23 protein-coding genes are annotated in these 26,777 nt (G+C 71.7%); 2 read left to right on the top strand and 21 right to left on the bottom strand.

Annotation, left to right across the window (positions count from 1 at the left end):
* Positions 1-199: 199 nt before the first annotated feature.
* From ACWGLC_RS08720 to lspA, 3 genes are read right to left on the bottom strand one after another with little or no spacing between them, the layout of a single operon-like run.
* Positions 200-970: a hypothetical protein gene (locus tag ACWGLC_RS08720; RefSeq protein WP_452099505.1), complete on the bottom strand. Its 771-nt coding sequence runs from the start codon at positions 968-970 to the stop codon at positions 200-202.
* Positions 967-1,893 (bottom strand): RluA family pseudouridine synthase, encoded by a 927-nt coding sequence (locus tag ACWGLC_RS08715; RefSeq protein WP_452099504.1) that lies wholly within the window; start codon positions 1,891-1,893, stop codon positions 967-969. Before ACWGLC_RS08715 ends, ACWGLC_RS08720 begins: the two co-directional genes overlap by 4 nt.
* On the bottom strand, positions 1,886-2,524 hold the full coding sequence (gene lspA, locus ACWGLC_RS08710) for a signal peptidase II (RefSeq protein ID WP_452099503.1): 639 nt from the start codon (positions 2,522-2,524) through the stop codon (positions 1,886-1,888). The genes ACWGLC_RS08715 and lspA overlap by 8 nt, the downstream gene beginning before the upstream one ends.
* Positions 2,525-2,594: 70 nt before the next feature.
* On the opposite strand from lspA, the gene ACWGLC_RS08705 reads away from it, so the two are divergent.
* A complete protein-coding gene (locus ACWGLC_RS08705; protein ID WP_452099502.1) occupies positions 2,595-3,605 on the top strand; it encodes a hypothetical protein in 1,011 nt (336 codons plus the stop codon).
* Here ACWGLC_RS08705 and ACWGLC_RS08700 read toward each other — a convergent pair whose 3' ends face one another.
* Entirely contained in the window at positions 3,606-4,100 is a 495-nt protein-coding gene (locus ACWGLC_RS08700; protein ID WP_452099501.1) for a hypothetical protein, read from the bottom strand. It abuts the gene before it with no gap.
* A gap of 161 nt (positions 4,101-4,261) precedes the next feature.
* Between ACWGLC_RS08700 and ACWGLC_RS08695 the strand changes: the two genes are divergently transcribed.
* On the top strand, positions 4,262-5,314 hold the full coding sequence (locus ACWGLC_RS08695; protein ID WP_452099500.1) for an asparaginase: 1,053 nt from the start codon (positions 4,262-4,264) through the stop codon (positions 5,312-5,314).
* A gap of 92 nt (positions 5,315-5,406) precedes the next feature.
* Here the strand turns inward: ACWGLC_RS08695 and ACWGLC_RS08690 are convergent, their stop codons facing one another.
* The 17 genes from ACWGLC_RS08690 to ACWGLC_RS08610 all read right to left on the bottom strand — a co-directional run bounded on the left by ACWGLC_RS08690 (position 5,407) and on the right by ACWGLC_RS08610 (position 26,754).
* Positions 5,407-6,933, bottom strand: coding sequence for a DNA polymerase IV (locus tag ACWGLC_RS08690; protein ID WP_452099499.1), 1,527 nt, complete (start codon positions 6,931-6,933; stop codon positions 5,407-5,409).
* 12 nt (positions 6,934-6,945) lie between these two features.
* Positions 6,946-10,155 carry an isoleucine--tRNA ligase gene (ileS, locus tag ACWGLC_RS08685; RefSeq protein ID WP_452099498.1) on the bottom strand — a complete coding sequence of 1,070 codons (3,210 nt, stop codon included), beginning with the start codon at positions 10,153-10,155 and terminating at the stop codon, positions 6,946-6,948.
* 280 nt (positions 10,156-10,435) lie between these two features.
* On the bottom strand, positions 10,436-10,648 hold the full coding sequence (locus ACWGLC_RS08680) for a hypothetical protein (protein ID WP_230929438.1): 213 nt from the start codon (positions 10,646-10,648) through the stop codon (positions 10,436-10,438).
* Between the two features lie 161 nt (positions 10,649-10,809).
* Positions 10,810-11,685, bottom strand: a complete 876-nt coding sequence (gene wag31, locus ACWGLC_RS08675) for a DivIVA-like cell division protein Wag31 (RefSeq protein ID WP_452099497.1) — start codon at positions 11,683-11,685, stop codon at positions 10,810-10,812.
* 130 nt (positions 11,686-11,815) lie between these two features.
* Complete coding sequence (locus ACWGLC_RS08670) at positions 11,816-12,115, bottom strand: YggT family protein (RefSeq protein WP_230929440.1); 300 nt, start codon at positions 12,113-12,115, stop codon at positions 11,816-11,818.
* Between the two features lie 47 nt (positions 12,116-12,162).
* Positions 12,163-12,858, bottom strand: a complete 696-nt coding sequence (locus ACWGLC_RS08665; protein ID WP_295651402.1) for a cell division protein SepF — start codon at positions 12,856-12,858, stop codon at positions 12,163-12,165.
* A gap of 74 nt (positions 12,859-12,932) precedes the next feature.
* Entirely contained in the window at positions 12,933-13,661 is a 729-nt protein-coding gene (locus tag ACWGLC_RS08660; RefSeq protein ID WP_452099496.1) for a YggS family pyridoxal phosphate-dependent enzyme, read from the bottom strand.
* Positions 13,662-13,797: 136 nt separating this feature from the next.
* Positions 13,798-14,517, bottom strand: coding sequence for a peptidoglycan editing factor PgeF (pgeF, locus tag ACWGLC_RS08655; protein WP_452099495.1), 720 nt, complete (start codon positions 14,515-14,517; stop codon positions 13,798-13,800).
* An 8-nt stretch (positions 14,518-14,525) separates the two neighbouring features.
* On the bottom strand, positions 14,526-15,731 hold the full coding sequence (gene ftsZ / locus ACWGLC_RS08650; RefSeq protein WP_452099494.1) for a cell division protein FtsZ: 1,206 nt from the start codon (positions 15,729-15,731) through the stop codon (positions 14,526-14,528).
* Positions 15,732-15,949: 218 nt separating this feature from the next.
* A complete protein-coding gene (locus ACWGLC_RS08645) occupies positions 15,950-16,774 on the bottom strand; it encodes a cell division protein FtsQ/DivIB (protein ID WP_452099493.1) in 825 nt (274 codons plus the stop codon).
* 13 nt (positions 16,775-16,787) lie between these two features.
* On the bottom strand, positions 16,788-18,200 hold the full coding sequence (gene murC, locus ACWGLC_RS08640; protein WP_452099511.1) for a UDP-N-acetylmuramate--L-alanine ligase: 1,413 nt from the start codon (positions 18,198-18,200) through the stop codon (positions 16,788-16,790).
* Positions 18,201-18,253: 53 nt separating this feature from the next.
* Complete coding sequence (gene murG, locus ACWGLC_RS08635; RefSeq protein WP_452099492.1) at positions 18,254-19,381, bottom strand: undecaprenyldiphospho-muramoylpentapeptide beta-N-acetylglucosaminyltransferase; 1,128 nt, start codon at positions 19,379-19,381, stop codon at positions 18,254-18,256.
* A complete protein-coding gene (gene ftsW, locus ACWGLC_RS08630; RefSeq protein ID WP_452099491.1) occupies positions 19,378-21,096 on the bottom strand; it encodes a putative lipid II flippase FtsW in 1,719 nt (572 codons plus the stop codon). Before ftsW ends, murG begins: the two co-directional genes overlap by 4 nt.
* A 3-nt stretch (positions 21,097-21,099) precedes the next feature.
* Complete coding sequence (gene murD / locus ACWGLC_RS08625; protein ID WP_452099490.1) at positions 21,100-22,590, bottom strand: UDP-N-acetylmuramoyl-L-alanine--D-glutamate ligase; 1,491 nt, start codon at positions 22,588-22,590, stop codon at positions 21,100-21,102.
* A 14-nt stretch (positions 22,591-22,604) separates the two neighbouring features.
* A complete protein-coding gene (gene mraY, locus ACWGLC_RS08620) occupies positions 22,605-23,696 on the bottom strand; it encodes a phospho-N-acetylmuramoyl-pentapeptide-transferase (RefSeq protein ID WP_452099489.1) in 1,092 nt (363 codons plus the stop codon).
* Complete coding sequence (locus ACWGLC_RS08615) at positions 23,693-25,198, bottom strand: UDP-N-acetylmuramoyl-tripeptide--D-alanyl-D-alanine ligase (protein ID WP_452099488.1); 1,506 nt, start codon at positions 25,196-25,198, stop codon at positions 23,693-23,695. Before ACWGLC_RS08615 ends, mraY begins: the two co-directional genes overlap by 4 nt.
* Entirely contained in the window at positions 25,195-26,754 is a 1,560-nt protein-coding gene (locus tag ACWGLC_RS08610; RefSeq protein ID WP_452099486.1) for a UDP-N-acetylmuramoyl-L-alanyl-D-glutamate--2,6-diaminopimelate ligase, read from the bottom strand. Before ACWGLC_RS08610 ends, ACWGLC_RS08615 begins: the two co-directional genes overlap by 4 nt.
* Positions 26,755-26,777: the final 23 nt, after the last annotated feature.

Below are 26,777 nucleotides of genomic sequence, written 5' to 3'. Positions count from 1 at the left end.
TGCTCATCGCCGCAACCATAGCCGCGACACGGTGTCGGCCCGCCCCCGGGAACCGCCCCCGCGGACACCTCCGCCGCGAGCAGGGCCCGCGACTACGGCCGGGCCGCGGTCAGGCGGCCGACGTCGGTCAGGCGGCCGGCCTCAGTCAGGCGGCCGGCCTCAGTCAGGCGGCCGGCGTCGGTCAGGCGGCCGACGTCGGTCAGCTGGCGGGGACAGGAGCACTGTCGGGCAGCGGCGAGGCCGACCGGACGTGCTGCGGCAGGAGCGGCCGCACGGCGAAACGCCCCGACACCGCGTCGGCGGGCAGTGCCTCGACCGCCCGGACGCCGGGCCGTCCGGACACCGCGCGCAACTGCTCGGGCGTACCGCGGACGAGCAGCCCGACGATCGCCGGATCCCCGTCCCGGATCCGGGCGGCGGTCAGCGAGGACGTCTGCGCCCCGCGATCGGCGCCGACGTCTCCGGGCCCCGGCTCGCGACCCGCCCCGAGCCCGCTGACCACCCCGTCCAGGCCGCGACCGAACGCCGGCTCGCGCGAGGACTCCCCCGCCACCGGCTCGGCCAGGACGACCTCGGCCACCGGCATCGCGACGCCCTCCACCGGCACCTGCGCTATCAGCCGGGACACGCGCGGCAGGCCCCGGGCGACAGCATCCGCGTCCGCGACCGACCAGGCCTGAACCGCCGAGACGAGCGCCCAGTGATCCGTATCGGGATCGGTGGACGGGTCCGGGGAGCCGGTGGTGTCGTCGTCGTCGCGGTGGTCGTCTCCCGCCCCCACGTCGAGCGACGCGGCGGCACGCTCCAGATACTCGGCCACGGGCTCGCCCGGATCGGGCCCCACGGCGTCACTCATCACGCCCGGCGCGCGCGGCAGTTCGGTGCGCAGCGCGGTGAGGATGGTGACCAGCGCCAGCACGATCACCACCCCCACTCCCGCGACCCTGGCCACCCGCGCGGCGACGGTCATGCCGAGCGCAACACGTCCAGCGCGTGCTGGAGATCGTCGGGGTAGGAGCTGGCGAAGTCGACGCGCGCGCCCGTCCCGGGATGCTCGAAGCCCAGTCCGACCGCGTGCAGCCACTGCCGCTCCAGCCCTAGTCGCGAGGCCAGGACGGGATCCGCGCCATAGGTGAGGTCACCCGCACACGGATGGTGCAGCGCCGAGAAGTGCACTCGGATCTGGTGCGTGCGACCGGTCTCGAGCTTCACCTCGACGAGGGTGGCGGCCTGGTGCGCCTCGAGGGTGTCGTAATGGGTGATCGAGTGCTTGCCGTCGGAGGTCACCGCGAAGCGCCAGTCCGACGACGTGTGACGCCCGATGGGCGCGTCGATGGTCCCCGACAGCGGATCGGGGTGCCCCTGGACCAGCGCGTGGTACGTCTTGTCGACGGTGCGGTCGCGGAACGCGCGCTTGAGGAGGGTGTAGGCGCGCTCGGACGCGGCCACCACCATCAGGCCGGACGTGCCCACGTCGAGGCGGTGGACGATGCCCTTGCGCTCCGGCGGGCCCGAGGTGGAGATGCGGTACCCGGCGGCGGCGAGGCCGCCGATCACGGTGGGACCGGTCCAGCCGACCGAGGCGTGCGCCGCGACCCCCACGGGCTTGTCGACGACGACGATGTCGCTGTCCGAATACAGAACCGTCATGCCCTCGACGGGTTCGGCGATCACTGCGGGCTCGGCCCGGGGTTCGGGCATCTCGACTTCGATCCAGCTCATCCCAGTGAGCTTGTCCGACTTGCCGACGGTCTGCCCGTCGAGCAGGACCTTGCCCTCCGCGGTGAGGTCGGCCACCGCGGTGCGCGAGATGCCCAGGAGTCGGGAGACGCCGGCGTCGACGCGCATGCCGTCGAGGCCGTCGGGGACGGGGAAGGTGCGGACCTCACCCATCGGCGGTCTTCTCGCCACCGTTGTCGGAGACCGCCGTGCGCTTCGGCCTGTCCGCCCGGTCCGACCGGTCCGAGGCCAGGGTGCCGTCGTAGTCGATGTTGCGGAACACCGCGACGGCGACGACGATCACGCCGGCCACGAGGCACGAGTCGGCCACGTTGAACACGGGCCACCAGCCGACGGACATGAAGTCCACGACATGGCCGCGCAGGACACCCGGGTCGCGCACCAGGCGGTCCACCAGGTTACCGGCGGCACCGCCCATGATCAGGCCCAGCCCCCACGCCCACCAGCGCGAGTGGACCCGGCGCGAGAACCAGATCAGCGCCAGCACCACGACAATCGCGACCACGCTCAGCACCGCCGTCAGTTCGGTGCCCATCGAGAACGCCGCGCCGGGGTTGCGGATGAGCACCAGCCGGACGTTCTCCCCGATGAGCTCGATCGGCCGGCCCGGCTCGAGACCGATCACCGCGAGGACCTTCGCGAGCTGATCGAGGAGCACGACCACCACACCGATCACCAGCATGACCGTCGGTCCTGCCGCGAAGTAGCCCGGCGCCGCGCTCGCGGGTGCCGGGCCGGGCGTGTGCCCCGTCGCGTCCGACCGCGTCTCGTTGGTGTCCGTCATGGGACCCAGTATCCCTGATGACGCCGCCGAGCCGGATGACGCGGGTGGGCCACCCTCTAGGCTCGGTGCCGTGGAACCGCGATCGCACAGTGCCCCCGCCCGCCCCCGCGCCGCCCGCCGTGGCCGTCGACTCCTCGCCTCCGCCGTGGCGGCCTCGGCGCTCCTCGGCGCTGCGGCCTGCGGGGATTCCGGGCCCGAGGACCCCTCGACCGGCGCCGGCGGCTCGAGCGTCGCCGCGGACGACCAGTCCCTGGAACCCGAGGCGACGGTCGATCCCGGCCCCGCGCCTGTGGTCGAGGTCCTGGACGCCGGGGCCAGCGAGCGGCGCGTCCTGTCGTACGGGCCCTCCCGCGAGCCGGCGACGGTCGAGGTGTCCCAGTCGGGCACCGCGCGCACCGAGGTGCCGGGCGCCCAGACGCGCGTCGATCAGACCCCCGCGCAGACCCTCACCCTCGAGGGTCGTTCCGAGCCCGACGTGGACGGGGCCCAGCGCGCCGCGGTCACGGTCCGGGAATTCACCTCCACGGACGAGCTGCGTGCCGCCCAGTTCTCCACGGCCCCGGGGTTCACGGCGACATGGACGCGCAGCGCGGACGGCAGCATTCGCGAGCTGGGGCTCGCCGCACCCGTGGACGCCTCCGACGCCGCCCGTGCGGCGGTGGAGATCGCCGCCAACGCCATCTCGGACGCCACCGTGGTCTTCCCCACCGAGGCGATCGGCGAGGGTGCCCGATGGACGGCCACCCGTCAGGTCGACGACGCGGTGGCATCGACGCGCGTCGTGACCTACGAACTCGTCGAGCTCGACGGCGACCTCGCCACCGTCCGAACGGAGACCACCGCCCCGGACGCAGCGGACACCCTGACCGCCCCGGCCCCCGACGGCGGGCCCGGCGTCACCCTCGACGTGGAGACCTACGACATCACCGGCTCCGGCGAGCTGACCGTCGATCTCCGGGCGGCGCTGCCGGTCGACGGAAAGACCGAGTCCTCGACGAGAGCCGTGTACGTCGACCCCGAGACGGGGCAACGTACGACCTTCGACGAGAACTCGGTCCTGGAGTTCCGCAGCGTCGGCTGATCAGGCCGCCGCGCAGGTGGCCGGCGGCTCGAGGCCGGCGTTGGTGATCAGCGCGCAGGCGAAGGACTTCTGGAGCATCCAGTTGCCGCCCTGCTTGATGAACTGGGCCTGGACGTTGATGGGCTCCTGGCCGGGCTGGTTGATCACGGCGTTGGCGATGAGGGTGCCGGGGATATCGCCCTCGGCGACGCCCGTGATCACCACGGAGGCGCCCTGCTGCTCCTTGAGGGCCGCGATCTGGTCGAAGATCTCGGGCGCCTCGGCGCCACCCTCGACCAGGTTGACCTTCTCCTCCACCGGGACGTTCGGATCCGAGGCCTGGTCGAGTAGCACGGTGAGCTCCTCGGCGGTGGGGACCGCCGCCGCCTGCTGTGAGCTCGTGGTGGGTGCCGGGGCGGTCTCCCGGCCGCCGTTGTCGTCACCACCGCAGGCGGCCAGACCGCCCAGGGCGAAAGCGGACAGGGAGACTGCGGCGATGGTCCGTCGAAGACTCACGCGGGGTCCTTTCGTCGAATGTGCGGTTCCGGGTGGACGCTCCGGGCCCGGTGCGGTCCGAGGACCGCGTCACCGGCCCAACGAACACGGAGGTGCCATTGTTCCATCGACAGCGGCCCGGGTGGTTGACGACGGGCCGTGCGACCACCACTGTGGACCGGGTGAACAGCGCCGAGACCAGCACAGATGCCCCCCATGTCGTGATCTGCACCACGGGTGGCACGATCACGGCGTCGACAGCCGCTGACGGCGCGGTCGTCGCCGGGGAGTCGGACGCCGCCACCGAGGCGATGCTCGACGAGCTCCGGGCCGTACTCCCGGGCGGGATCCGGGTGAGCGCGCGACCCGTTCTGGACGGCGACTCGTCGACGTTCGGCCCCGCCGAGTGGGACCTCCTCGTCGCCGCCGTCACCGATGTCCTGGCCGACCCGTCGGTGACCGGGGTGGTGGTCTCCCACGGCACCGACTCGCTGGAGGAATCGGCGATCGCGCTGGATCTCCACCACAGCGATCCCCGCCCCGTGACGCTGACCGGGGCGCAGCTCCCCGCCGATCATCCGGAGGCCGACGGCCCCGCCAACCTGCTCGACGCCGTCCTCCTCGCCGCCGATCCGGTCTCCCGCGGGCTCGGGGTGCTGGTGGTGCTCGGGCGCGCGATCCTGCAGGCCCGGGGGGTGCGCAAGTGGCACACCACCGACCCCGTCGCCTTCGCGCGCAACTCCCCCGAGCAGCCGGTCGAGGACCTGCCGCCCGAGCTCGAGCGCCCGGTGCTCGACGGGCGCGCCCGGTTCGCCGACGTCCGGGTCGACGTGGTGGCCTGCCCGCCCGGGTCAGACGCCGCCGCGCTCCGGGCGTGCGTGGATGCCGGGGCCCGCGGGCTCGTCCTCGAGGGCTCGGGTTCCGGAAACCTGCCCCCGCTCGTGGCGGATGCGGTCGCGGAGCTGACGGACGACCGGCCCGACATCGTGGCTGTCGCCTCCCCCCGCGTTCCGCGGGGGGAGGCGACAGCCACCTACGGCGGGCGCGGCGGCGGTGCCGAACTCGCGAGCCGGGGCGTCCTCTCCGCCGGCTACCTGCGATCGGGACAGGCCCGGGTCCTGCTCGCCGCGCTCCTCAGCGTCACCGAGGCCGGCGACGCCACTTCCGATGGCGAGCGCGCCGCTGCCGCGACCGCGGTGCGGCGGCAGTGGTCCCGGTACCACCTCTACAGCTGACAAGAGCACCGGGCGCGCACCTCGGGACCGCGCGCGACGGAGCGGGACGAAGGCCGCGAGCGGCACGATCGGGCAGACCGGTCGGACGCCGGTCACCACCCGAGGGAATCCAGCGGATCAGCGGGCTCGAGGGCGGGATCGTCGTCGGCGAAGGTGCGCATGCGTCCCGGCCCGGTGGCCGCCGTCTCGAACCGCACCGACACCCGGCCGTGGCCCGAGCCCTGCACCCACCCGTGCCCGAACTCGGGATGCCGCACATCCGACCCGGTGCGGAACCGCTCGTCAGAGTCCTGCCGCCACGCACCGATCGTCGGGACCACGCCGACCGAGCCGCCGTTCTCGGCACCGGCGCCCGCGAGGTCCCGCCCCACCCTGGTGATCCCGTCCGGCTCGGCGTTCTCGTCCAGCGCGCCGCCCGGCTCCTCCCCCGGGTCCGCGCTCTCGGATGTCACGGTGGTGCCCACCCCGACGATGTCGGGCAGCTCGTCGTCGTCGGATCCTGACCCTCCACCCACGCCTCCACCCGCCCGGTGGTCCGGCACGAACTCCTGCTCGAACAACGCGTCCTGATGGAACTGCGTCAGACCCGAGAGCCCCACGCCGAGCAGGCGGATCGCGCCGAACTCGACGGGGTCCGGGGCCAACGAGCGGGCCACCGAGATGATCGTCTCCAGCGACGTGGTGCCCTGCGGCAGCGTGTACGAGCGGGTGATCGACGTGAAATCGGAACGCTTGACCTTGACCGTCACCGTGCGGGCCGCACGCCCATCCGTGAGCAGGCGGCGGTGCGCGCCTTCCGCGGCCCGGCGTACGGCGGCCACCACCTGGCCGGCCGTGGTGAGGTCGGCGGCGAACGTGCTCTCGGCGCTGATCTGCTTGGCCTCGGCCCGCTCCTCGACGGGGCGGTCGTCGTAACCGCGCGCGATGCGGGCGATCGCCGGGCCCACCGTCCGGCCGAGGGCGTGCACGACGTCGTCGTCGTCCATCTCCGCCAGGTCACCGATCGTCGCGATCCCGAACTGCGCGAGCCGCTCCCCCGCCACCGGGCCCACACCCCACAGGCTCCGGGCGGGAAGCGGCCCCAGGACGTCGGCGTGATCGCGGCGCGACACCACCGCGATCCCGTCAGGTTTCGCCAGGTCAGAGGCGATCTTGGCGTACTGCTTGCCGGCCCCCGCACCCACCGACGCCGGTAGCCCTGTGGCCTCGCGGATCGCCGTGCGCAGATCCTGCGCCCAGGCCCGCGTCCGATCGGAGTCCGCGCCGCGGAGCTCCGGGGGTTCGAGAAACGCCTCGTCGACCGACACCTGCTCGACCACCGGGGCGTGCTCGGCGAACACCTCGAACACCCGACGGCTCAGCGCGCGGTACACCGGCATCCGCGGCGGCACGAACACCGCCGACGGACCGACAAGGCGGCGCGCCTGATGCGACGGCATCGCCGACCGGGCACCGAAGGCGCGGGCCTCATACGAGGCACCTGCCACGACGCCGCGGCCGCCGGTACCGCCGACCAGCACCGGCCGACCCCGAAGGGTCGGCCGGGTGAGCTGCTCACAGGACGCGAAGAACGCATCCATGTCCACGTGCAGGACCCACCGGTCCTGCCCCTCACCCACGAGGGAGTCCGATCAGACCCGAGACAGCGTCATCCTGACGCCCTCGGCGAGCTCGATCGGATCCCCGTCGGCCGAATCCAGGGCGTCGACCACCGCGAAGTCGGTGGCCAGCACCTCGCCCGCGATGAGCTGCGCGTGGCGGTCGGCCCACTCGCGTCGCTCTGCCGGGACCGCCATGCGCACCCGGATACGGTCGGAGATGTCGAGGCCCGCCGCACGGCGCGCCTCCTGCAGTTCGCGGATGCGGTCCTTGGCCCACCCCTCTGCCTCCAGCTCCTCCGTCACCGTGAGGTCCAGGACCACCAGGCCCGCGCCCCCGGGGAGCGCGGCGGTGGACTCGGGGTCGGCGGCCACGAGGCGGTGCTCGAACTCGCCCTCCTCCAGCGGGACACCGCCGGCCGTCACCACGCCGTCGACCTCCGTCCAGTCGCCGGTCTTGGCGGCCTTGATACAGGCCTGGACCTGCTTGCCCAGGCGGGGGCCGGCGGCGCGCGCGTTGACCGCGAGCTCCATCCGACCATGTGCGGCGACATCGCTGGTGAGGACGACGTTCTTGACGTTGACCTCATCAGCGATGATCCCGGTGAACGGCTGCAACCGCTCGGCGTCCGGCATGGCCACGGTGAGAGTGTCGAGCGGCAGTCGCACGCGCAGCTGCTTGGCCTTGCGCACCGAGGACACGGTCGAACACACCGCCCGCACGGCCTCCATCGCCTCGACCAGACCCGGGTCGCGGGGCAGCGAGTCCGCGGCCGGCCAGTCCACCAGGTGTACGGACTCCTCGCCCGTCAGCCCGGTCCAGATCACCTCGGACATCAGCGGCAGCAGCGGGGCCGCCAGACGCATGGTGGTCTCGAGCACCGTGTAGAGCGTGTCGAACGCGTCGCGCGAATCCTGACCGCTGGACTCGCCCGCCCAGAAGCGCGAGCGAGAGCGTCGCACGTACCAGTTGGTCAGGGCGTCGGCGAAGAGGCGCAGCTCGTCGCAGGCCGCCGCGATGTCGGTGATGTCCAGGGCCTCGGTCATGGCGTCGCGCGTCGACGCCAGCCGGGACAGGATGTACCGGTCCAACACATGCTGGGAATCGGTCCGCCAGGTCGCGCGCTCGGAGGCGTACAGCTGGAAGAAGCTGTACGAGTTCCACAGCGGCAGCATCGCCTGGCGCACGCCCTCACGGATGCCCTGCTCGGTCACCACCAGATTGCCACCGCGCAGGATCGGCGAGCTCATGAGGAACCAGCGCATGGCGTCGGAGCCGTCCCGCGAGAACACCTCGTTGACGTCCGGGTAGTTGCCCTTGGACTTGCTCATCTTGAGCCCGTCGTTGCCCAGGACGATGCCGTGGGCGGCGACGTGGGTGAACGCGGGGCGGTCGAACAGCGCCGTGGCCAGGACGTGCATGGTGTAGAACCAGCCGCGGGTCTGGCCGTTGTACTCGACGATGAAGTCGCCCGGGAAGTGGGTCTCGAACCACTCCTTGTTCTCGAACGGGTAGTGGACCTGCGCGAACGGCATGGAGCCGGACTCGAACCAGCAGTCGAATACGTCCGCCACGCGGCGCATCGTGGACCTGCCGGTCGGGTCGTCCGGGTTCGGCCGGGTCAGGTTGTCGATGTACGGGCGGTGCAGGTCGGTCGGTCGCACGCCGAAGTCCCGCTCGAGCTCGTCGAGGGAGCCGTAGACGTCCACGCGCGGGTACGCCGGGTCGTCGGACTCCCACACCGGGATGGGCGCGCCCCAGTAGCGGTTGCGGTTGATGTTCCAGTCTCGGGCGCCCTCGAGCCACTTGCCGAACTGCCCGTCGCGCACGTGCTCGGGCATCCAGGTGATCTGCTCGCGGTTGAGCTCGACCATGCGGTCGCGGAACGCGGTCACCCGGACGAACCACGCGGGCAGCGCCATGTAGATGAGCGGTTGTCCGGAGCGCCACGAGTGCGGGTAGGAGTGCTCGATTGTCTCGTGGCGGATCAGACGGCCGGCGGCCCGCAGGTCGCGCGAGATGGGCGCGTTGGCGTCGAAGACCAGCTGCCCCGCGTACGGCGGCACCTCGGAGGTGAACTTGCCGTCCGGGCCGACGGGGATCACCAGTTCGATCCCGGCGGCACTACAGGTCTCCATGTCCTCCTCACCGAACGCGGGGGCCTGGTGGACGATGCCGGTGCCGGACTCGGTGGTCACGTAATCGGCGGCCAGGACCACGTGGGAGTTCGGGTGCCCGGCGAAGAAGTCGAACGGCGGGGTGTACCGCAGGCCCACGAGTTCGGAGCCCTTGACGGTGGCCACGACCTCGGCGTCCTCACCGAACTCGGCCGCGTAGACAGCACGCCGGGCCTCCGCCAGGACGAAGGTGCGGCCGGCGAACTCACCGGTGGCCACGCGGACCACCGAATAGTCGATGTCCGGGTGCACGGCGGCCGCGAGGTTCGACGGCAGGGTCCACGGGGTGGTGGTCCACACCAGCGCCTCGGCGCCGTGGAACGGGCTGTCCTGCGGGGCCTCGAGCGGCAGACCGACGGTGACGGCCGGGTCCTGGCGCATCTTGTAGGCGTCGTCCAGACGGGTCTCCTGGTTGGACAGCGGCGTCTGCTCGTACCAGGAGTACGGCAGCACGCGGAAGCCCTTGTAGATCAGCCCCTTGTCGTACAGCTGCTTGAACGCCCACAGCACGGACTCGGTGAAGTCGATGTCGAGGGTCTTGTAGTCGTTCTCGAAGTCCACCCAACGGGCCTGACGGTGGACGTACTCCTCCCATTCGTCGGTGTACTGCAGCACCGACTTCTTGCACGCGGCGTTGAACTCGGCCAGACCCATGTCGAGGATCTGCGACTTCTCCGTGATGCCCAGCTGCTTCTCCGCCTCGAGCTCTGCGGGCAGGCCGTGGCAGTCCCAACCGAAGCGGCGGTCGACCTTGTAGCCACGCATGGTGCGGTAGCGCGGGACGACGTCCTTGACGTACCCGGTGAGCAGGTGGCCGTAATGGGGCAGGCCGTTGGCGAACGGGGGCCCGTCGTAGAAGACGTACTCCTCGGCGTCCGCACGGTTGCGGATGGACTCGCGGAAGGTGTCCCGGTCGTCCCAGCGGGCAAGGACCGTCTCTTCGAGCGCGGGGAACGACGGCGACTTCGCCATGCCGCCGCCGGTCAGGTCAAGGATCGGGTACGCGCTACCGGTGACGGCGGTTCCGGGGCTCTCGGCATCCGGGGTCGCGGATTCGGTACTCATCTGGGCGGGACTCCTCGCGTACGGGGCCCGCACGAGTTCGCATCCGTGGGGCCGTCAGACCTGCGCTCGGGGACGATCCGGGTGCGACCAGCGCACCCGTCCGCGGTACCACCCCGTTTGACGACGACGACGCGACGCCCACTCGTGGGTCAGGCTGTGACGGGCCTTCCCGTTCGGTTCTACTGAGCCGTCCCGGAACAGGATCGGCCGTTCTTCCGAGCGCTCCCCGGTGATGGCCGGATCAGTGCGCGTCCGGATCGAGGCCGGATAGTTCCAGATCCTACCCGTCGGCGTTGGTGTCCGCCTCTTCCGCGTCAGCGGTCGGCGCTTCATCACGACCGCCGCGGCCACGGATCAGGTCGACCAGCAGGAGGAGCAGACCGATCCCACCGACCGCGATGCATGCCCACGCCCACCCGATGTTGCCGGTGGCGACCGCCGCGACGAGGAATGCGAACCCGAGGATCGTCAGTCCGAGTGCGGCGACGAGCATCGTTCCTCCTGGTGCATTGTGGAGCGGGTGTCGGTGGCGGGGACGACGACACCTACCGGCGGTCGTCCACTGCCCTCGAATATACGTCGACCCCCGCACCCTGGGCAGGGGCGGGGGCCGAGGCCTCAGATCACCGGCCTATCAGCGCGGTGCCCGGATTCCTACTTGCTGTCCTTGTCGGACGCGGAGCTGACGTCACCGGGCGTTGCCGGGGCGGCGGAACCGCTCTTACCCAGCTCATTGAGCTGGTTCTCGAGGTAGCTGGTGAGCCGGCTGCGGTAGTCCTTCTCGAAGGTGCGGAGCTGGTCGATCCGACCCTCGAGCACGCCGCGCTGCTGGTTGATCGTGGCCATGATCTCGGTGTGCTTGCGCTCGGCGTCGGCCTGCAGGGCGTCGGCCTTGGCCTGCGCCTCCTTGACCTGCTGCTCGGAGCGGGCCTGGGCGTCCTTGACGATCCCGTCGGACTTGTTCTTGGCCTCGCCGAGGATGCGGTCGGCCTCCTTGCGGGCGTCACGGACCATCTTCTCGGAGTCGGACTTGGCGCTGCCGACCAGCCGATCCGACTCGCCGCGGGCCTTGGACATGAGCCCGTCGGACTCCTTCTTGGCCTCGCCGGTGAGACGATCGGCCATCTCCTGCGCCATGGCCAGCACGCGGGCGGCACGCAGGTGGGTGTCGGAGTTGGCCGCGCCCTCGTCTTCCGATCTGCCGAGCGACGGGGTGGCCGCGGCCGGCGTCGCAGCAGGCGTGGGCGCGGGGGCAGCCGGCGCGGCCGGGGCCGCAGCCTGCGGGGCGCTCGGGGCGCCGGAGTCAGCGGAACCCTTGTCGCTCTTGTCGCCGGACTTGCGGGCCTTCTCGAGGTCCTTGCTCAGCTCGTCGACCCGATGACGGAGATCCTCATTCTCCCCCACGAGTTCCGCGAGCTCCTTCTCGACCAGGTCGAGGAACTGGTCGACCTCGTCCTCGTTATAGCCGCGCTTACCGATCGGCGGCTTGGAGAACGCGACGTTGTGCACATCGGCTGGAGTCAACGGCATGGGATACCCCTCGTGGTCGTCTCGGGTGCCGGTCCGGCGTTTTCGCACCGGACCCACGACATCATTACTACCTTAACGCGTGCCAATCTAGTCACAATCAGCCCGCGCGTCACCATGACCCCGCAGAGACTCAGGCGACGCTGAACATCAGGTACCGCAGGATCACCTGGATCACGATGATGATCACGAACAGTACGAGCACGGAGAGATCCAGCGAGATCTGCCCCAGCCGGACCGGCTTGATCACCTTCCGCAACGCCTTGACCGGCGGATCCGTGAGGGTGAACAGCCACTCCAACATCACGGCGACGAACCCCTTCGGACTCCAGCTACGGGAGAACGAGGCGATCATCTCGACGACGATCCGGGCCAGCAGCAGATACCAGAAGACCTGGGTGGCGATATAGAGGACCAGCAGGATTTCACGCACGACTCAACCCTACTGTCACCTCGTGGGAACGCGTCGGCCGGCGTCGGTCAGCGACGGAATGCACCGTTGACGGCGTCACGGACCTCGGCCTCGGTGAGGTCCATGCCGGCCGGCTGCAGCAGGAAGGTGCGCTCGCGATCGGCGACCTTCTCCATGCGGCCGTCCAGACCGAAGACGAGCCCGGCGGCGAAGTCGACCATGCGGCGCGCGTCACCGGAGGCCATCGTGGACAGGTCCAGGACCACGGCGCGACCGGCGCGGAAGTGATCACCCAGGCTCTTCCCGTCACCGAAGCCACGGGGACGCTCGACCACGGTCTCGGGCACGGTGACCAGCCCGTCCTCGATGAAGTCCTCCTCGGGGGCGAGGGCGACCGCTCCGCGGGTGGCGGGCACACCGCGCATCGAGGCGCGGGCGCCGGCCTCGGCGGCGTGGTAGCGCCGGGGCCGCGGCGCGACCTCGTCTGCCATGGCCCTGCGGGGGGCGGCGGCCCGATCGTCGATCGGGTCCAACTCCTCGAGGCGGGCACGCGGTGCAGGCTCCTCGGCGTACCGATCCGCGGCGTAGCCGTAATCGTCCCGGCGATCGCGTCCGATCGCGTCCAGGTCATCCATCTCGTGCATCGCGCGAGAGGCCCGGGGGTCGTGGTGCACGGGGCGGTCGTAGTCGTCCAGGTACTCGTCCTCGTACGCCGCGACGGGCGCCATTCCGAAGTACTCCTTGAACCGGGCGATTGCGCTCATCTTCCGGGACCTTCCTGGTAACGGGGTCGTCGCGGGCTAGGCGTCGTGGGAGACGCCTCCCACGAGGTTGGATCTCAAACTACTGGGCGGGGGCCGAGGATCGCCGTTCCGACACGCACGCAGGTCGATCCCGCGGCTATCGCGGCCTCGATGTCTCCGGACATGCCGGCCGAGAACCCGATCGCCCCGGGGTGCGCACGTCGCAGGCCTTCCGCGACCTCCGCGGCATCGGCGAAGTGCGCGGCCGCATCCCCCTCGAGTGGGGGCACCACCATCAGTCCGGAGAGGGTGAGGTGCGCGAGTCCGGCCACGTGGTCGGCGAGCGCGGGCAGGTCCTCTCGCGAGACCCCGCCGCGCGAGGTGTCGCCGTCGAGGCTGAGCTGGAGGAGGACGGGCAGCGGGAGCACGTCGTCACGCTCGTCGGCCAGTCGGGCCCGGCCGCGGTCGAGGCCGCCTGCGACCTTCGCCGAGTGCACGGAGTGGACCCGGTCGGCCCACCCGGCGACCGCGGTCGCCTTGTTGGACTGGATGTTGCCCACCATGTTCCACCGCACCGAGGAAGCGAGCCCGGCGTCGGCCGCCGCGAGGTCGGCGACCTTGGCGGCCGCCTCCTGGACCCGGTTCTCCCCCACGTCGCGCACGCCGAGCCGCGCGAGACGGATCACGTCGTCGACGGGATGGAACTTGGTGACGACGACGAGGTCGACCTCGTCCGTCCGGCCGGCAGCCGCCAGGGCGGCGTCGAGTCGTTCGCGGGTGGCGGCCAGTCGGCTCGCCAGTTCTTCTGTCCGGGGGTCAGTCACGACCACCTACCGATACGCCGACGCAGTGCTGCATGGCCCGTAACCTATCGGAATTACCGTCGGCCCGGCCAGACACGGCGGCCCGGCCAGACACCGCTGCCCGAAGCGGTCGCGATCCTGCAGGCGTCGTCGACACCTAGTCGCGCCAGATGACGGAGGCCTGTCGTCCGGTCCGGCCCTGCCGGCGATAGGAGAACAGGGACTCGTCGGCGATCGTGCACCGCGGATCGGAGTCGACCCTGCTCACGCCGAGTCCGGCGAGCTGCCGGGTGATACCCGCCCGGAGGTCGACCCCGGCGGTGCCGCCGACGGTACGGGTCCGACTGCCGGGCAACGCCGCCTCGACCTCGTCGGCGAGTTCGTCCGGGAGTTCGTAGTGCTCCCCCGCCGCGGCGGGGCCGAGCAGGACAGTGATTCGCTCGGCGCGGGCACCGAGGGAGGTCATGGCCCCGATGAGCGCGGGCACGATCCCACCGACGGCACCGACCCGTCCGGCGTGGACCGCACCGATCACACCGGCCTCGGAGTCCGCGGCCAGCACGGGCACGCAGTCCGCGGTGAGCACGGCCAGGGCCAGACCCGGCTTGTCGGTCACCAGACCGTCGGTGGCGGGGACGGGCCCGCCGGTCGCCCGGGTGACGCGGGCGATGCGGGTGCCGTGGACCTGATCCATCCACACGACATCGGAGGCGGGCAGACCGAGGCGGCGTGCGAGCCGCGCCCGGTTCGCCGCGACCGCCGCGGGGGCGTCGCCGACGTGGTCGCCCAGATTGAACGAGTCGAAATCACCGGTGGACGCGCCGCCACGACGGTCGGTGACCACCCGGCGGACGCGTCCGGTGCTGTGAGATGCCACTATCGGCCTCAGTGCCGCATGAACGGCGGGACGTCGATGTCGTCGTCCTCGTCACGGCGGCGGGACGACGGTGCGGGCGAGGACGAGGCCCCGGCCGAGCCGGCGGACGCCGGGTACGACGGCTCCTCGCGACGGCCGCCACCGAGGGGCGTCGAGCCGAGCTCGGAGGCTCCGCCGATGTCCCCGGAGGCCCCGGGTACCGCATCCTCGTCGTCGAGATGGTGACGTCCGCGGCGCGGCTGGGCACCGCCCGCGGTGATCGGACGCGATCCGCCCTCGAACCCGGCGGCGATGACGGTCACGCGGACCTCGTCTCCCAGCGAGTCGTCCACGACGGTGCCGAAGATGATGTTGGCGTCCGGGTGTGCCTCCTCCTGCACGAGCGAGGCGGCCTCGTTGATCTCGAACAGTCCCAGGTCACTGCCGCCAGCGATGGACATGAGCACGCCCTTGGCGCCCTCCATCGTGGTCTCGAGAAGCGGCGAGTTGATCGCGGCCTCCGCGGCCTTGAACGCGCGACCCTCCCCCCGTGACGAGCCGATTCCCATGAGGGCACTGCCGGCGCCGGACATGACGCCCTTGACGTCGGCGAAGTCGACGTTGATCACGCCCGGGGTGGTGATGAGGTCGGTGATGCCCTGGACACCGTTGAGCAGGACCTCGTCGGCGGTCTTGAACGCCTCCATCATCGACACCCCCGCATCGCCCAGCTGGAGGAGACGGTCGTTCGGGATCACGATGAGCGTGTCGCAGGCCTCGCGCAGCTGATCGATGCCGGAGTCGGCCTGGCCGCCGCGACGCTTGCCCTCGAAGGAGAACGGGCGGGTGACCACACCCACGGTGAGCGCGCCGAGCTTGCGCGCGATCGCCGCCACCACGGGCGCGCCACCCGTGCCGGTGCCGCCACCCTCGCCGGCGGTGACGAAGACCATGTCGGCCCCCTTGAGGACCTCTTCGATCTCGTCCTTGTGGTCCTCTGCGGCCTTACGGCCGACCTCCGGGTCGGCGCCGGCACCGAGCCCGCGGGTGAGCTCACGGCCCACGTCGAGCTTGACGTCGGCGTCCGACATGAGCAGGGCCTGCGCATCGGTGTTCACCGCGATGAACTCGACGCCCTTGAGCCCCTCGTCGATCATGCGGTTGACCGCGTTGACGCCACCGCCGCCGATTCCGACGACCTTGATGACTGCGAGGTAGTTATGCGGTGAGCTCATCGAGGCCCGGCCTTCCTTTGGGGGTGTCGTGCTCGGTTGCGTGCTGTCTCGACGAAAGTTCTGTGAACCTGAAGTCTCACCCTCTAGTTGAGGGTTAAACTTGCTGGTCAGAGGCCTTTTCCGCCGTCGGATCACACGGTAGGGGCAGCAGCCCCGTGCGTCCACGAAGCGCGCGGGCGTGTCGTGTCGACCGGTACGTGAAGGGGTCGTCCGGCCGGCTAGCGGGAGGTCGGCAGCGCCGGATTGGAGACGTTCCAGGTCTCGCCGGGCTGCTCGAGCACCATCTGCAGGGCGATCGCCTTCTCCTGGTCGCGGCCCGCCGCGCCCCATTCGACGATCCGGCCGTCCCCGAGCGTCAGGACGATCGAGGCCGGGGTGTCCACCTCGACCGCGGTGATCTCCTGTCCGGCCGTGCCCCGGACCGCGTCGAACACGGTCGCCAGGTCACGCACGATCCCCGGCAGGTTGCTCTGCGCCTCCTCGCCCACGGTCAGCAGCGGCGTTCCCGGCGGCGCCTCCCCCTCACCGAAGTCGATGCCCTGGGCGTCCACCAGATGCTGTGCGCCGTCGACGTCCACCACCACCAGGGCGGTCCGCTCGACCAGTTCGATCCGTAGGGCCGACGGGTAGTCGCGCGTCACCGTCACCTGGTCGACCCGGGGGATCCCCGCGACCCGGCGGGCCACCGCGTGGGTGTCCACCTGTAGCAGCGGGGTCCCGGGGGCCACCGCGGCACGCTCCACGACGACCTCCCCGGGGATGGTCTGCGGTCCGTTGACGTTGACCTCGCGCACCGCGAACACCGGGAGGAAGTACATGGCGATGTACGCGATGAGAATGACGACCAGGGCCACACCGAGCCCGATGTAGATGCGGTTGGTCCGGCGACGTCGACGCCGCAGCCTGGCGCGGACGGCCGGATCGGAGTGCCGGACACGCTCGTCGGACTCGCGAACGGCGGCCGCGTCCCGGTGGCGGTCGGGGTCGTCGGTCAGCGGGCCCTCCCGTCCGGGATCAGGCCGGTCGACGGGGTCGTCGGTCACCGTCCGGTCCCCCTCACGACCCCTGCCCGGCGCCGGCGACGATGCGCGGGCCGAGCGTGGTGATGTCGCCGGCGCCGAGTGTGAACACCACATCGTCCGGGGCCAGCAGGCCGGTGACGGTGGACAGGGCCTCGTCGAGGTCGGCGGCCCTGTGCACGGGCGCGGTGACGTGACGGGTGATGAGCCCCGCGTCGACGCCGGGCTCGGGCTGCTCCCGGGCGCCGTAGACCTCGAGCACGACCACCTCGTCCGCCAGCGACAGCGCCCGGCCGAACTCCTCCGCGAAGATCCGCGTCCGCGAGTACAGGTGGGGCTGGAACACGGCCACGAGGCGTCCGCCGTCTGTCTCGACGATCTCGCGTGCCGCGCCGAGAACCGCGGTCACCTCGGTGGGATGGTGCGCGTAGTCGTCGAAGACGCGCGCCCGGCCGCCGTCCACCCGCGCCTCGCCCTTGGGCTCGAACCGGCGCCCCACTCCCCCGAATCCGGACAGCCCCGCCAGGAAGCCCTCGAGGTCGAATCGGTCGTGACCCGTCACCTCACGTGCGGCCAGCAGTGCGGCGAGTGCGTTGAGCGCCATGTGCTCGCCCGGCGTACCCACGTGCAGTTCGCCCCGGACCTCACCGTCGAGGGTGAGCCCGGCGCGGGCGCCGGTCGAGTCGACCGTGACCGTGTCGAGCGCGGCGGCGACGGGGAGGCCGGTGGCCGGGCCGGTGGTGGTGCGGTATCCCAGTACGCGCACGCCGGCCGCGGCGGCGCGGCGGGCGCGCTCGGCCGCGCCCTCGTCGTCGAGGCACACCACGAGCGCACCTGACGCGGGGATGCGGGCGAGGAAGGTGTCGAACACCTCGAAGTAGGCCTCGGCGGTCCCGAAGTGGTCGAGGTGGTCGGGTTCGGCGTTGGTGAGGATCACCACGTCGGGGTCGTAATGCACCAACGAACCGTCGGACTCGTCGGCCTCGGCGACGAACACCGGGTCCGCGCCGCCCCGGGCGTTGGTACCGAACTGCAGGACCGTTCCGCCCACGGCGAAGGACGGATCCGATCCGGCCGCGGCCATCCCCGCGATGAGCATCGAGGTGGTCGAGGTCTTACCGTGGGTCCCGCACACCATGATCGACCGGCCCGAGCGCGCCAGCTGCCCGAGCACCTGGGAGCGGGTCACCACGGGGATGCCGGCCGCACGGGCCGCGACGAGTTCGGGGTTGTCCGCGGGGATCGCGGCCTTGGAGACCACCACGATCTCGGGGGCCTGCCCCAGCGCGCCGAGCGCGTCACGGTGGTGGCCGACGCGGACCACCGCGCCCCGATCCCCGAGCGAGCGCAGCTCGACCGAGTCGCGCGCATCGCTGCCCGACACCGCCACTCCGTGGTCGAGCAGGATGCGGGCGACGGCGGACATGCCGGCGCCGCCGATCCCGATCATGTGCACGCGGTTCAGGACCGCGGGGACCGCGGCGTGGGCGGCGGGGATGTCGGTCACCGGGCGGCCTTTCCGGCGGCGTCGAGCGCGGCCCGGGCCACGACCTCCGCCGCGTTTCGGGAGCCGCCGCTGACGGCGGCCACGGACATCGCGTCGAGCCGGTCGCGGTCGAGTACGAGCGGCAACACCGTCGCCCGCAGGTAGTCGGGGCTCAGGTCGGTGTCGTCGACCATCAGGGAGCCACCGCCGGCGACGAGGTCCCGCGCGTTCAGCGCCTGCTCGCCGTTGCCGTGGGGCAGCGGGACGAACACGGCGGGCAGCCCGACGGCCGAGACCTCGGCCACGGTGATCGCGCCGGAGCGGCACAGGATGAGGTCGGCGGCGGCGTACGCGAGGTCCATGCGGTCCAGGTACGGCACCGTCACGTACGGCGCGCCGGCTCCGGTCACGGTCGGTGCGTCGTCGACGTTCTTCGGGCCCACCGCGTGGAGCACGCCGACGCCGGCGGCGGAGAACTCCTCCGCGACCGCGGACATCGCCGTGTTGAGCGAGCGGGCGCCCTGGGAACCGCCGACCACCAGCAGGGTCGGTGCGTCCGGGTCGAGGCCGAAGGCCTGACGCGCCTCGGCGCGCAGCTCCCGACGGGCGAGATTCGCGACCGACTGTCTGACGGGGTTACCGACCACCCGGGCATCGAGCCCCGAGTCGGTCACGGCCGCGAGCGTCGCCTCGGCGTACCGGGCGCCGAGCTTGTTGGCGATCCCGGCGCGGGCGTTGGCCTCGTGCACGACGATCGGCACCCGCCGGCCGCGACCGGCGAGCGGCCCGGCGGCGAGGTAGACCGGCACGCAGGCGTAGCCGCCGAATCCCACTACGACGTCGGCCTCGGTCCGGCGCAGCATCGCGCGCGCGCCGCGGACGGCCCTGAAGAGCCGCCCGGGCAGCCGGAACAGGTCGCCGTTGACGCGCCGCGGGAGCGGGACCGGGTCCACGAGTTCGAGGGGCACGCCGCGCTGGGGGACGATCTCGGTCTCCAGCCCGCGAGGGGTGCCGACCGCGGTGACACGGGCGGCGGGGTCCAGGACGGTGACGGCCTCGCCCACCGCGAGGGCGGGTTCGATGTGGCCGGCGGTCCCGCCGCCGACCACCAGGACCGAGGGCCCGCGTGTCGTACTCGTATTCATCGCTCCCTACCGCGGTGGATCGGACTTGGTCTGGGGGTCCCCGGGGTCGGCCGGGCGCCGGGGTCGGTGGCACGTCGCGGCTGGCGACGCTCCTCGTCGCGACCGCGCACGGGGCGCGCGTTGCGGCCGGTCATGGCGGTAGCGCCGCGCCGACGGTCGCGGGCGGCGTCGCCGGGGATCGGCATCGTCTCGTACGCCGGCGCCCGCGGCGCGCCGCGGGGTGGCCTGGGCACCGGGGCCGGCTCCGCCACGCGACGGCCGCCCCCGCTCCTGCGCGGCGCCGGGCCGCCGGGCCCGGAGGCCGGCCGGCGGGTCACCGGCTCGCCGTAGCGGCGGGCGCCCTCGCTGGAACGACCGGGGGCCGCCGAGGCGGGTACCGGACGCTCCGGGGTGTAGGGCTGCGGGTCTGGAAGAGAGAATCGACGACGACGGCGACGCTGCGGCGACGAGAGGATCGCGGAGATCGCCTCCGGCTCGTGCCGTGCACAGTTGGCCAGCAGACCGAGTGAGGTCAGGGTGACGACCGCCGAGGTGCCGCCGTTGGAGATGAGCGGCAGCTGCAGGCCGGTCACGGGCAGCAGGCCCACCACGTAGCCGATGTTGATGAACGCCTGCAGGACGATCGTCGCCGTGATGGTGCCTGCGAGCAGCCGACGGAACGGGTCGACCGACCGCATCGCGATCCGCATTCCGGCCCAGCCGAGCGTGAGGTACAGGGAGACCACGACCGCCGCGCCGAACCAGCCGAGCTCCTCGCCGATGATCGCGAAGATGAAGTCGTTCGTCGCCTCGGGCAGGTAGAACCACTTCGCACTGGACTGCCCCAACCCCACGCCGAACAGTCCGCCGTCGGCGAGGGAGAGCATGCCCTGATACGACTGGTAGGCCGCGCCCTGGGGGTTGGAGAAGTCGCCCCGGAGGGTGTCGATGTAGGTGCGGATCCGCTCGAAGCGGTAGGCGAACGTCACTGCGGACACCGCGAACAGGACGACGCCCAGTGCGATGACCAACAAGAAGTGTCGCGACGGGTACCCGGAGAACCACAGGACGCACAGGAACGCGACGGTCACCGCGGTCGCCATGCCCAGGTCTGGAGCCGCCAGCACCAGACCGGCCACCACCACGAAGCCGACCACCGCCGGGAACAGCAGGTCCAGCCAGTACCCCGTCCGGATGCGCTTGGCGACCACCGAGGACGCCCAGATGATGAACGCGAACTTGGCGATCTCGGCGGGCTGGATGGAGAAGAACCCCAGGTTGATCCAACCGCGCGAGCCGTTGATCTCGGACCCGATGCCCGGGATGAGTACCGCCACGAGCAGGCCGATCGAGACCAGCAGCATCGGCGTCCCCAACCTGCGTAACAGGTCGAAGCGCATCCGCAGCGCCGCCGCGAACCCGACCGAGCCGATGACCACAAACATCGCCTGCCGCAGGAAGATGTCGAACGGGGTGCCGCCGCCGGAGAAGGCGAGCACGTTCGAGCTGGACAGCACCATGCCGAGCCCGATCACGGTGAGCAGTGCCGTGACCACCATGACCACGTGGTACGAGGTCAGCGGAGCACGGTTGATCGCCACCAGCGGCGCGGCGATGCGGCCGAGCAGGTCAGGACGGGCCTCACGGTCATCGACGTCGCCGGTGGGCCTGTCGGCGGCGCGGTCGGCGTCGGTGCCGGGGCGTCGCCCACGGCGAGCGGGGTTCTCCAGTGCCATGCCCTACCTCCCGGCCACGCGGCCCACGGCGAGGACGAAGCTGCGCCCGCGGTGGCCGTAGTCGGTGAACATGTCCATCGACGCGGCTGCGGGGGCGAGCAACACCGTGTCGCCACCTGTGGCCATCCGTGCGGCCTCCGCGACCGCGCGGTCCATCGTCTGCTGCGGCTCGTCGGGAACCGCGACGACGCCATCGTCCCCTGATTCCAGCTGCACGACGGGCACGTCGGGCGCGTGTCGGGCCAATGCCTCCGCGATCCGGCCGCGATCACGGCCGATCAGCACGACACCGCGCAGCACATGCGCGACCTCGGCCACGAGCGGATCGACGTCGGCGCCCTTGAGCAGGCCACCGGCGATCCACACCCGCCGCCCGCCCGCGAGCAGCGACGTGCGCGCCGCGTGGGGGTTGGTGGCCTTCGAGTCGTCCACGTAGTGCACGCCGTCGATCGTCTCGACCGGCGCCGCGCGGTGGGCGCCCACCTCGAACGCACGCAGGGCCGCGGCGACATGCTCCGGACGCGCCCCCACGGACAGCGCCACCGCCGAGGCGGCGAGCGCGTCGAGTACGCCCGCGGGGCCCGCCGGGGACACGTCGGCGGCCGGTAGGAGCGGGACGGGGTCGACGGTCTCGTCGTCGTCACCCCGGTGTGTCCCGAGACATGCGGTGAGGATCCCGTCCGTCACGCCCAGTTCGCCCGGCGCCGGTGCGCCCAGGCGCACCCCGATGTGCGTTGCCGCGGGCGCGTCGGCGAGCAGACGCGCGGCGATCTCGTCGTCGGCGCCGGCGATCGCCACGCGACCGGTGAGGACCTGCGCCTTGGCCGCGGCGTAGGCCGCCATCGACCCGTGCCAGTCCAGATGGTCCTCGGCCACGTTGAGCACCACGCCCACGTCCGGGCGGCAACTCGGCGCCCAGTGGAGTTGGAAGCTCGACAGCTCGGCGGCGAGCACGGCCACACGCGGTTCGGCGAGCAGCACGTCGGTCACCGGCAGGCCGATGTTCCCGCACGCGCGGGCGGCCATCCCTGCCTCGAGGCAGATCGCCTCGAGCATCGCGGTGGTGGTGGTCTTGCCGTTGGTTCCGGTCACGGCGAGCCACGTGCGGCGCGGGCCGAACAGCTCCGCGGCGTCGGCACGCCACGCCAGCTCCACGTCTCCCCACACCGGCACCCCCGACTCGGCGGCGGCGACCAACAACGGGGAATCCGGACGCCACCCGGGGCTGGTCACGACCAGCTCCACGGGGCTCCGCCCGTCGCCGACGGCGAGCAGCTCGGCGGCGCGGTCGAGGTCGACCCCCGCGCACGTCACGCCCTCGGGCAGCGCCGCGCGAAGGCGCTCGATCGCCTCGGGCCGTGAATCGGCGACCACCGGGTCGGCACCCAGGGCGTCGAGGATCCGCACCGCACCGGGTCCGGACACACCGGCGCCCAGCACCAGCACCCGGGCGCCGGTCAGCGCGCGCACATCGATCTCGGCCACGGCCGTCATCTCCCCGACACCCCTCACACCGACGCCGCGAGCCAGTCGCCGTAGAACAGTGCGATCGCCAGGCCGCACGAGATCGCGACCAGGAGCCAGAACCGGATGGTCACCGTGGTCTCGGCCCATCCCCCGTTCTCGAAGTGGTGGTGGATGGGGGTCATGCGGAACGGTCGGCGCCCCGTGGTCCGGAACGCGATCACCTGGATGAGGACGGAGACGAACTCGATGACGAACACCGCGCCCACCACGACCATGAGCAGCTCGGTGCGCGAGACCACCGAGACGCCGGCGACGATGCCACCGAGGAACATCGACCCGGTGTCGCCCATGAAGATCTTGGCCGGGGCCGCGTTCCACCACAGGAAGCCGAGGCAGGCGCCGAGCGCCGCCGAACACACCACGGCGATGTCGAGGGGGTCACGGACCTGGTAACAGCCCGACAGGTCCACGCCCTCCGCGGTGGAGAAGCAGGAGTATCGGAATTGCCAGAAACTGAACACGACGTAGGTGCCCATGACCATGGCCATCGAGCCCGCCGCCAGACCGTCCAGGCCGTCGGTGAAGTTGACCGCGTTGGACCAGCCGTAGACGAGGACGACGATGAAGACCAGGAACACGACGAACGGGAAAGTGACCGCGACGAAGTCCCGCACATAGCTCAGGGACTGGCTGGCCGGGGTGAGCCCGTCGGCGTTCCGGAACTGCAGCACGAGGATGCCGAACGCGACCGCGGCCAGGACCTGACCCGCCGTCTTGGACAGGATGCCCAGGCCCTTGTTCTGGCGCTTGAACACCTTGAGGCCGTCGTCGATCATCCCGACGACGGCCAGTGCGGTGGCGAGTCCGAGGATCAGCAGGCCGGAGGCGGTGAAGCCGCCGCCACCCACCGTCACCTGGCCGACGATGCCGGCCACGATGTACCCGAGCCACACCGCGGTCAGGATCGCTAGACCGCCCATGTTCGGCGTCCCGCGCTTGCTCATGTGGGACTTCGGGCCCTCGAGCCGGATCTCCTGGCCGTACCCGTGGCGGCGGAAGTAGATGATGAGCAGCGGAGTGAGGAAGATACTCACGACGAACGCCATGACGCCGGCGACCATGATCTGTGTCACTGCTGGTTCTCCTCACCACGCGCCGCGAGCACATGCTCGGCGACACCCCACAAACCGACGGCCGACGAGGCCTTGACCAACACGATGTCCCCCGGGGCCAGGCGTTCGTCCAGGATCGCCGATGCCTCCTCGGCGGTGGCGACGTGGTCCGCCTCCGAACCCCACGAGCCCTCCTGCACCGCGCCCTGGAACATTGCCCGCTGCGGGCGGCCATGGCCGACGACGACGAGCTGGGACACATCGAGCCGGACCAGGAACCGGCCCACCAGATCGTGCTCGATCACCGAGTCGTCGCCGAGTTCCGCCATCTCACCCAGAACGGCCCAGGTACGGCGGTGGCCGCCGCCCGAGCGGGCCATCACGGCCAGGGACTTCAGCGCGGCCCGCATCGAGTCGGGGTTGGCGTTGTACGAATCGTTGATGACCGTGACGCCGTCAGCGGTCACCCGGACGTCCATCCGGCGTTCCGAGGCGGCCTCGGCGGTCCCGAGTGCGGCGGCGACCCGGTCGACACCCATCCCGCAGGCCAGGCCGACGGCGGCCGCGGACAGCGCGTTGCCGACCTGGTGTTCGCCGTGCACCCGGAGTGCGACGTCGGCCTCACCCTGCGGGGTGATCAGCCGGAAGGACGCGCGGGCCTCGTCGTCGAGGGACACCCGCTCGGCGCGCACGTCCGCCGACGACCCGAGGCCCACCCGGACGACGTCCGCGGACGTGCGGGACGCCATCGCGGAGACACGCTCGTCGTCGTCGTTCAGTACGGCGACACCACCGTCGGCGGCGGACGGGAGCGCCTCGACGAGCTCCCCCTTGGTCGCCGCGATGACGTCGCGCGAGCCGAACTCCCCCAGGTGGGCCGTTCCCACGTTGAGCACGACCCCCACCCGCGGCGGGGCGATGGCCGCGAGCTCGGTGATGTTGCCCGGGGCCCGGGCGCTGAGCTCGAGGACCAGGAAGTCGGTCGACTCGTCCGCACGCAGCGCGGTCCACGGGTGGCCGATCTCGTTGTTGAACGAGCCGGGCGGGGCGACCACGGTGCCCGCCGCCGTGAGCACGGCCCCGATGAGGTCCTTGGTGCTGGTCTTGCCGGACGAGCCGGTCACCCCGACCACGGTGAGACCGTGCTCGGCGACCAGCCGCTCGACGCTGGCGCGGGCCAGCGAACCGAGCGCCGCCAGCACCGCCGCCCCGGAGCCGTCGGTGTCGGCGGCCAGCGCCATGGCGTTGGTCTCACGCCGATTGACCTGCGGCACCACGATCTGTGGTCCCCCCGCACCGTCGACCTCTCTGGCCACCAGCGCCGCGGCCGCCCCCGATCGCAGGGCGCGCGCGACGAAATCGTGGCCGTCGACCCGCTCGCCGGGAAGGGCCAGGAACAGCCCGCCCTCTGCGACGCGCCTGGAGTCGAACTCGACGGTTCCGGTGACGGCAGTGGACGGGGCACCTCCGACCAATCGACCACCGACGATCTCGGTGATCTCACCGAGGGTGAGGTCGATCATGACGTGCTGTCCTCCGTCTCGCCCTCATGGGCGGTGTATCCAAGGCGTCTGACGAGTTCCTCCGCCGCCCGGGCGCGGTCGTCGAACGGGTACACGGTCCCGTTGATCTCCTGGCCCGTCTCGTGGCCCTTGCCGGCGATCACCACGATGTCTCCCGTGCGGGCCCAGTCGATCGCCGTCCCGATGGCGGCGCCGCGGTCGCCGATCTCCCGCACCAGCGTGTGTTCCCCGGCGGCGGATTCGGCGCCCGCCCGGACGGCGGCCCGGATCGACGCCGGGTCCTCGGTGCGCGGATTGTCATCGGTGACCACCACCAGGTCGGCGATGTCCGCTGCCGCCGCGCCCATCAGCTCGCGCTTTCCGGCGTCGCGGTCGCCTCCCGCACCGAGCACCACAGCGATCCGCCCCGTGGTCTGGGCGCGGACGGATTTGAGGACGGCGGCCACCGCCCCGGGCTTGTGGGCGTAGTCCACGAGGACGCGGAAGTCCTGCCCGCGGACCACCGGCTCGAGGCGGCCGGGGACCCGGACCTGCGTCAGCCCGACCGCCGCGGTCCGCACATCGACACCGAGCGCGTCGACGATCGCGAGCGCGACCAGTGCGTTGGCCACGTTGAAGCGCCCGAGGATCGGGAGCTCCACCTCCGTGGTGAACCCGCCCGGTCCGTGGACGGTGAACGTCTGGGTGCCGTACTCGGTGGTGACGGACTCCCCGGCCGTCCAGTCCGCGTCCGCCCCCGGCTCGGCCGAGACCGTCACGGCATCCGGGCGCATCTCCTTGAGACGGCGCCCCCAGTCGTCGTCGATCACCACGACCGCCTTCACGGCCGGCTTGACGGCGGAGCCGGGGTCCGCGGCTGCGTCGAAAAGCCGGCACTTGGCCCGGAAGTAGTCCTCCATATCCGGATGGAAATCGAGGTGGTCCTGCGAGAGGTTGAGGAACGCGCCGACCTCGAATCGGGTCCCGTCGACGCGGCCGAGACGCAGTGCGTGGCTCGAGACCTCGGCAGCCACCGCGCGGGCCCCCTCGGCGCGCATCCGGGAGAGCAGTGCCTGGAACTCAGGCGCCTCCGGGGTGGTAAGGCGGCTCGGGAGCACCCGATCGGCCACCCGGCTGCCGGTGGTCCCGATGAGTCCGGCGACGGCCCCGCTGCCCAGCAGCGCGGCCTCCACGAGATAGGAGGTCGTGGTCTTGCCGGAGGTGCCGGTGATCCCCACGACGTCGAGCTCGGCCGACGGGTCTCCGGCCACCAGTGCGGAGGCGGCGCCCAGCACCGAGCGGGGCTCGGGGTGGACGAGCACCGGCAGCTGCCCCGCGACGGCCGACAGGATCGCGATGCCCTCCGGGTCGGTCAGGATCGCGGAGGCCCCCGCTTCGATGGCGGTGGCACCGAACGAGGCGCCATGGACCCGGGCGCCGGGCAGTGCCGCGAACAGGACCCCGGGCCCCGCATCCTGGGCCCGGATGGCGGCGCCGACCAGGTCGACGTCGGCACCGTCCCTGTCGCCGAGTACCGCGGCATCCACCGCGTCGGCCAACTGTGCGGCTGTGATCATCGCCTGTTCTCGCCTTGCCTTCC

Source organism: Dietzia sp. NPDC055877, from assembly GCF_053615975.1.
The sequence above is the reverse complement of the archived record's forward strand: the minus strand, read 5'-3'. Positions and strand labels throughout refer to the sequence as shown.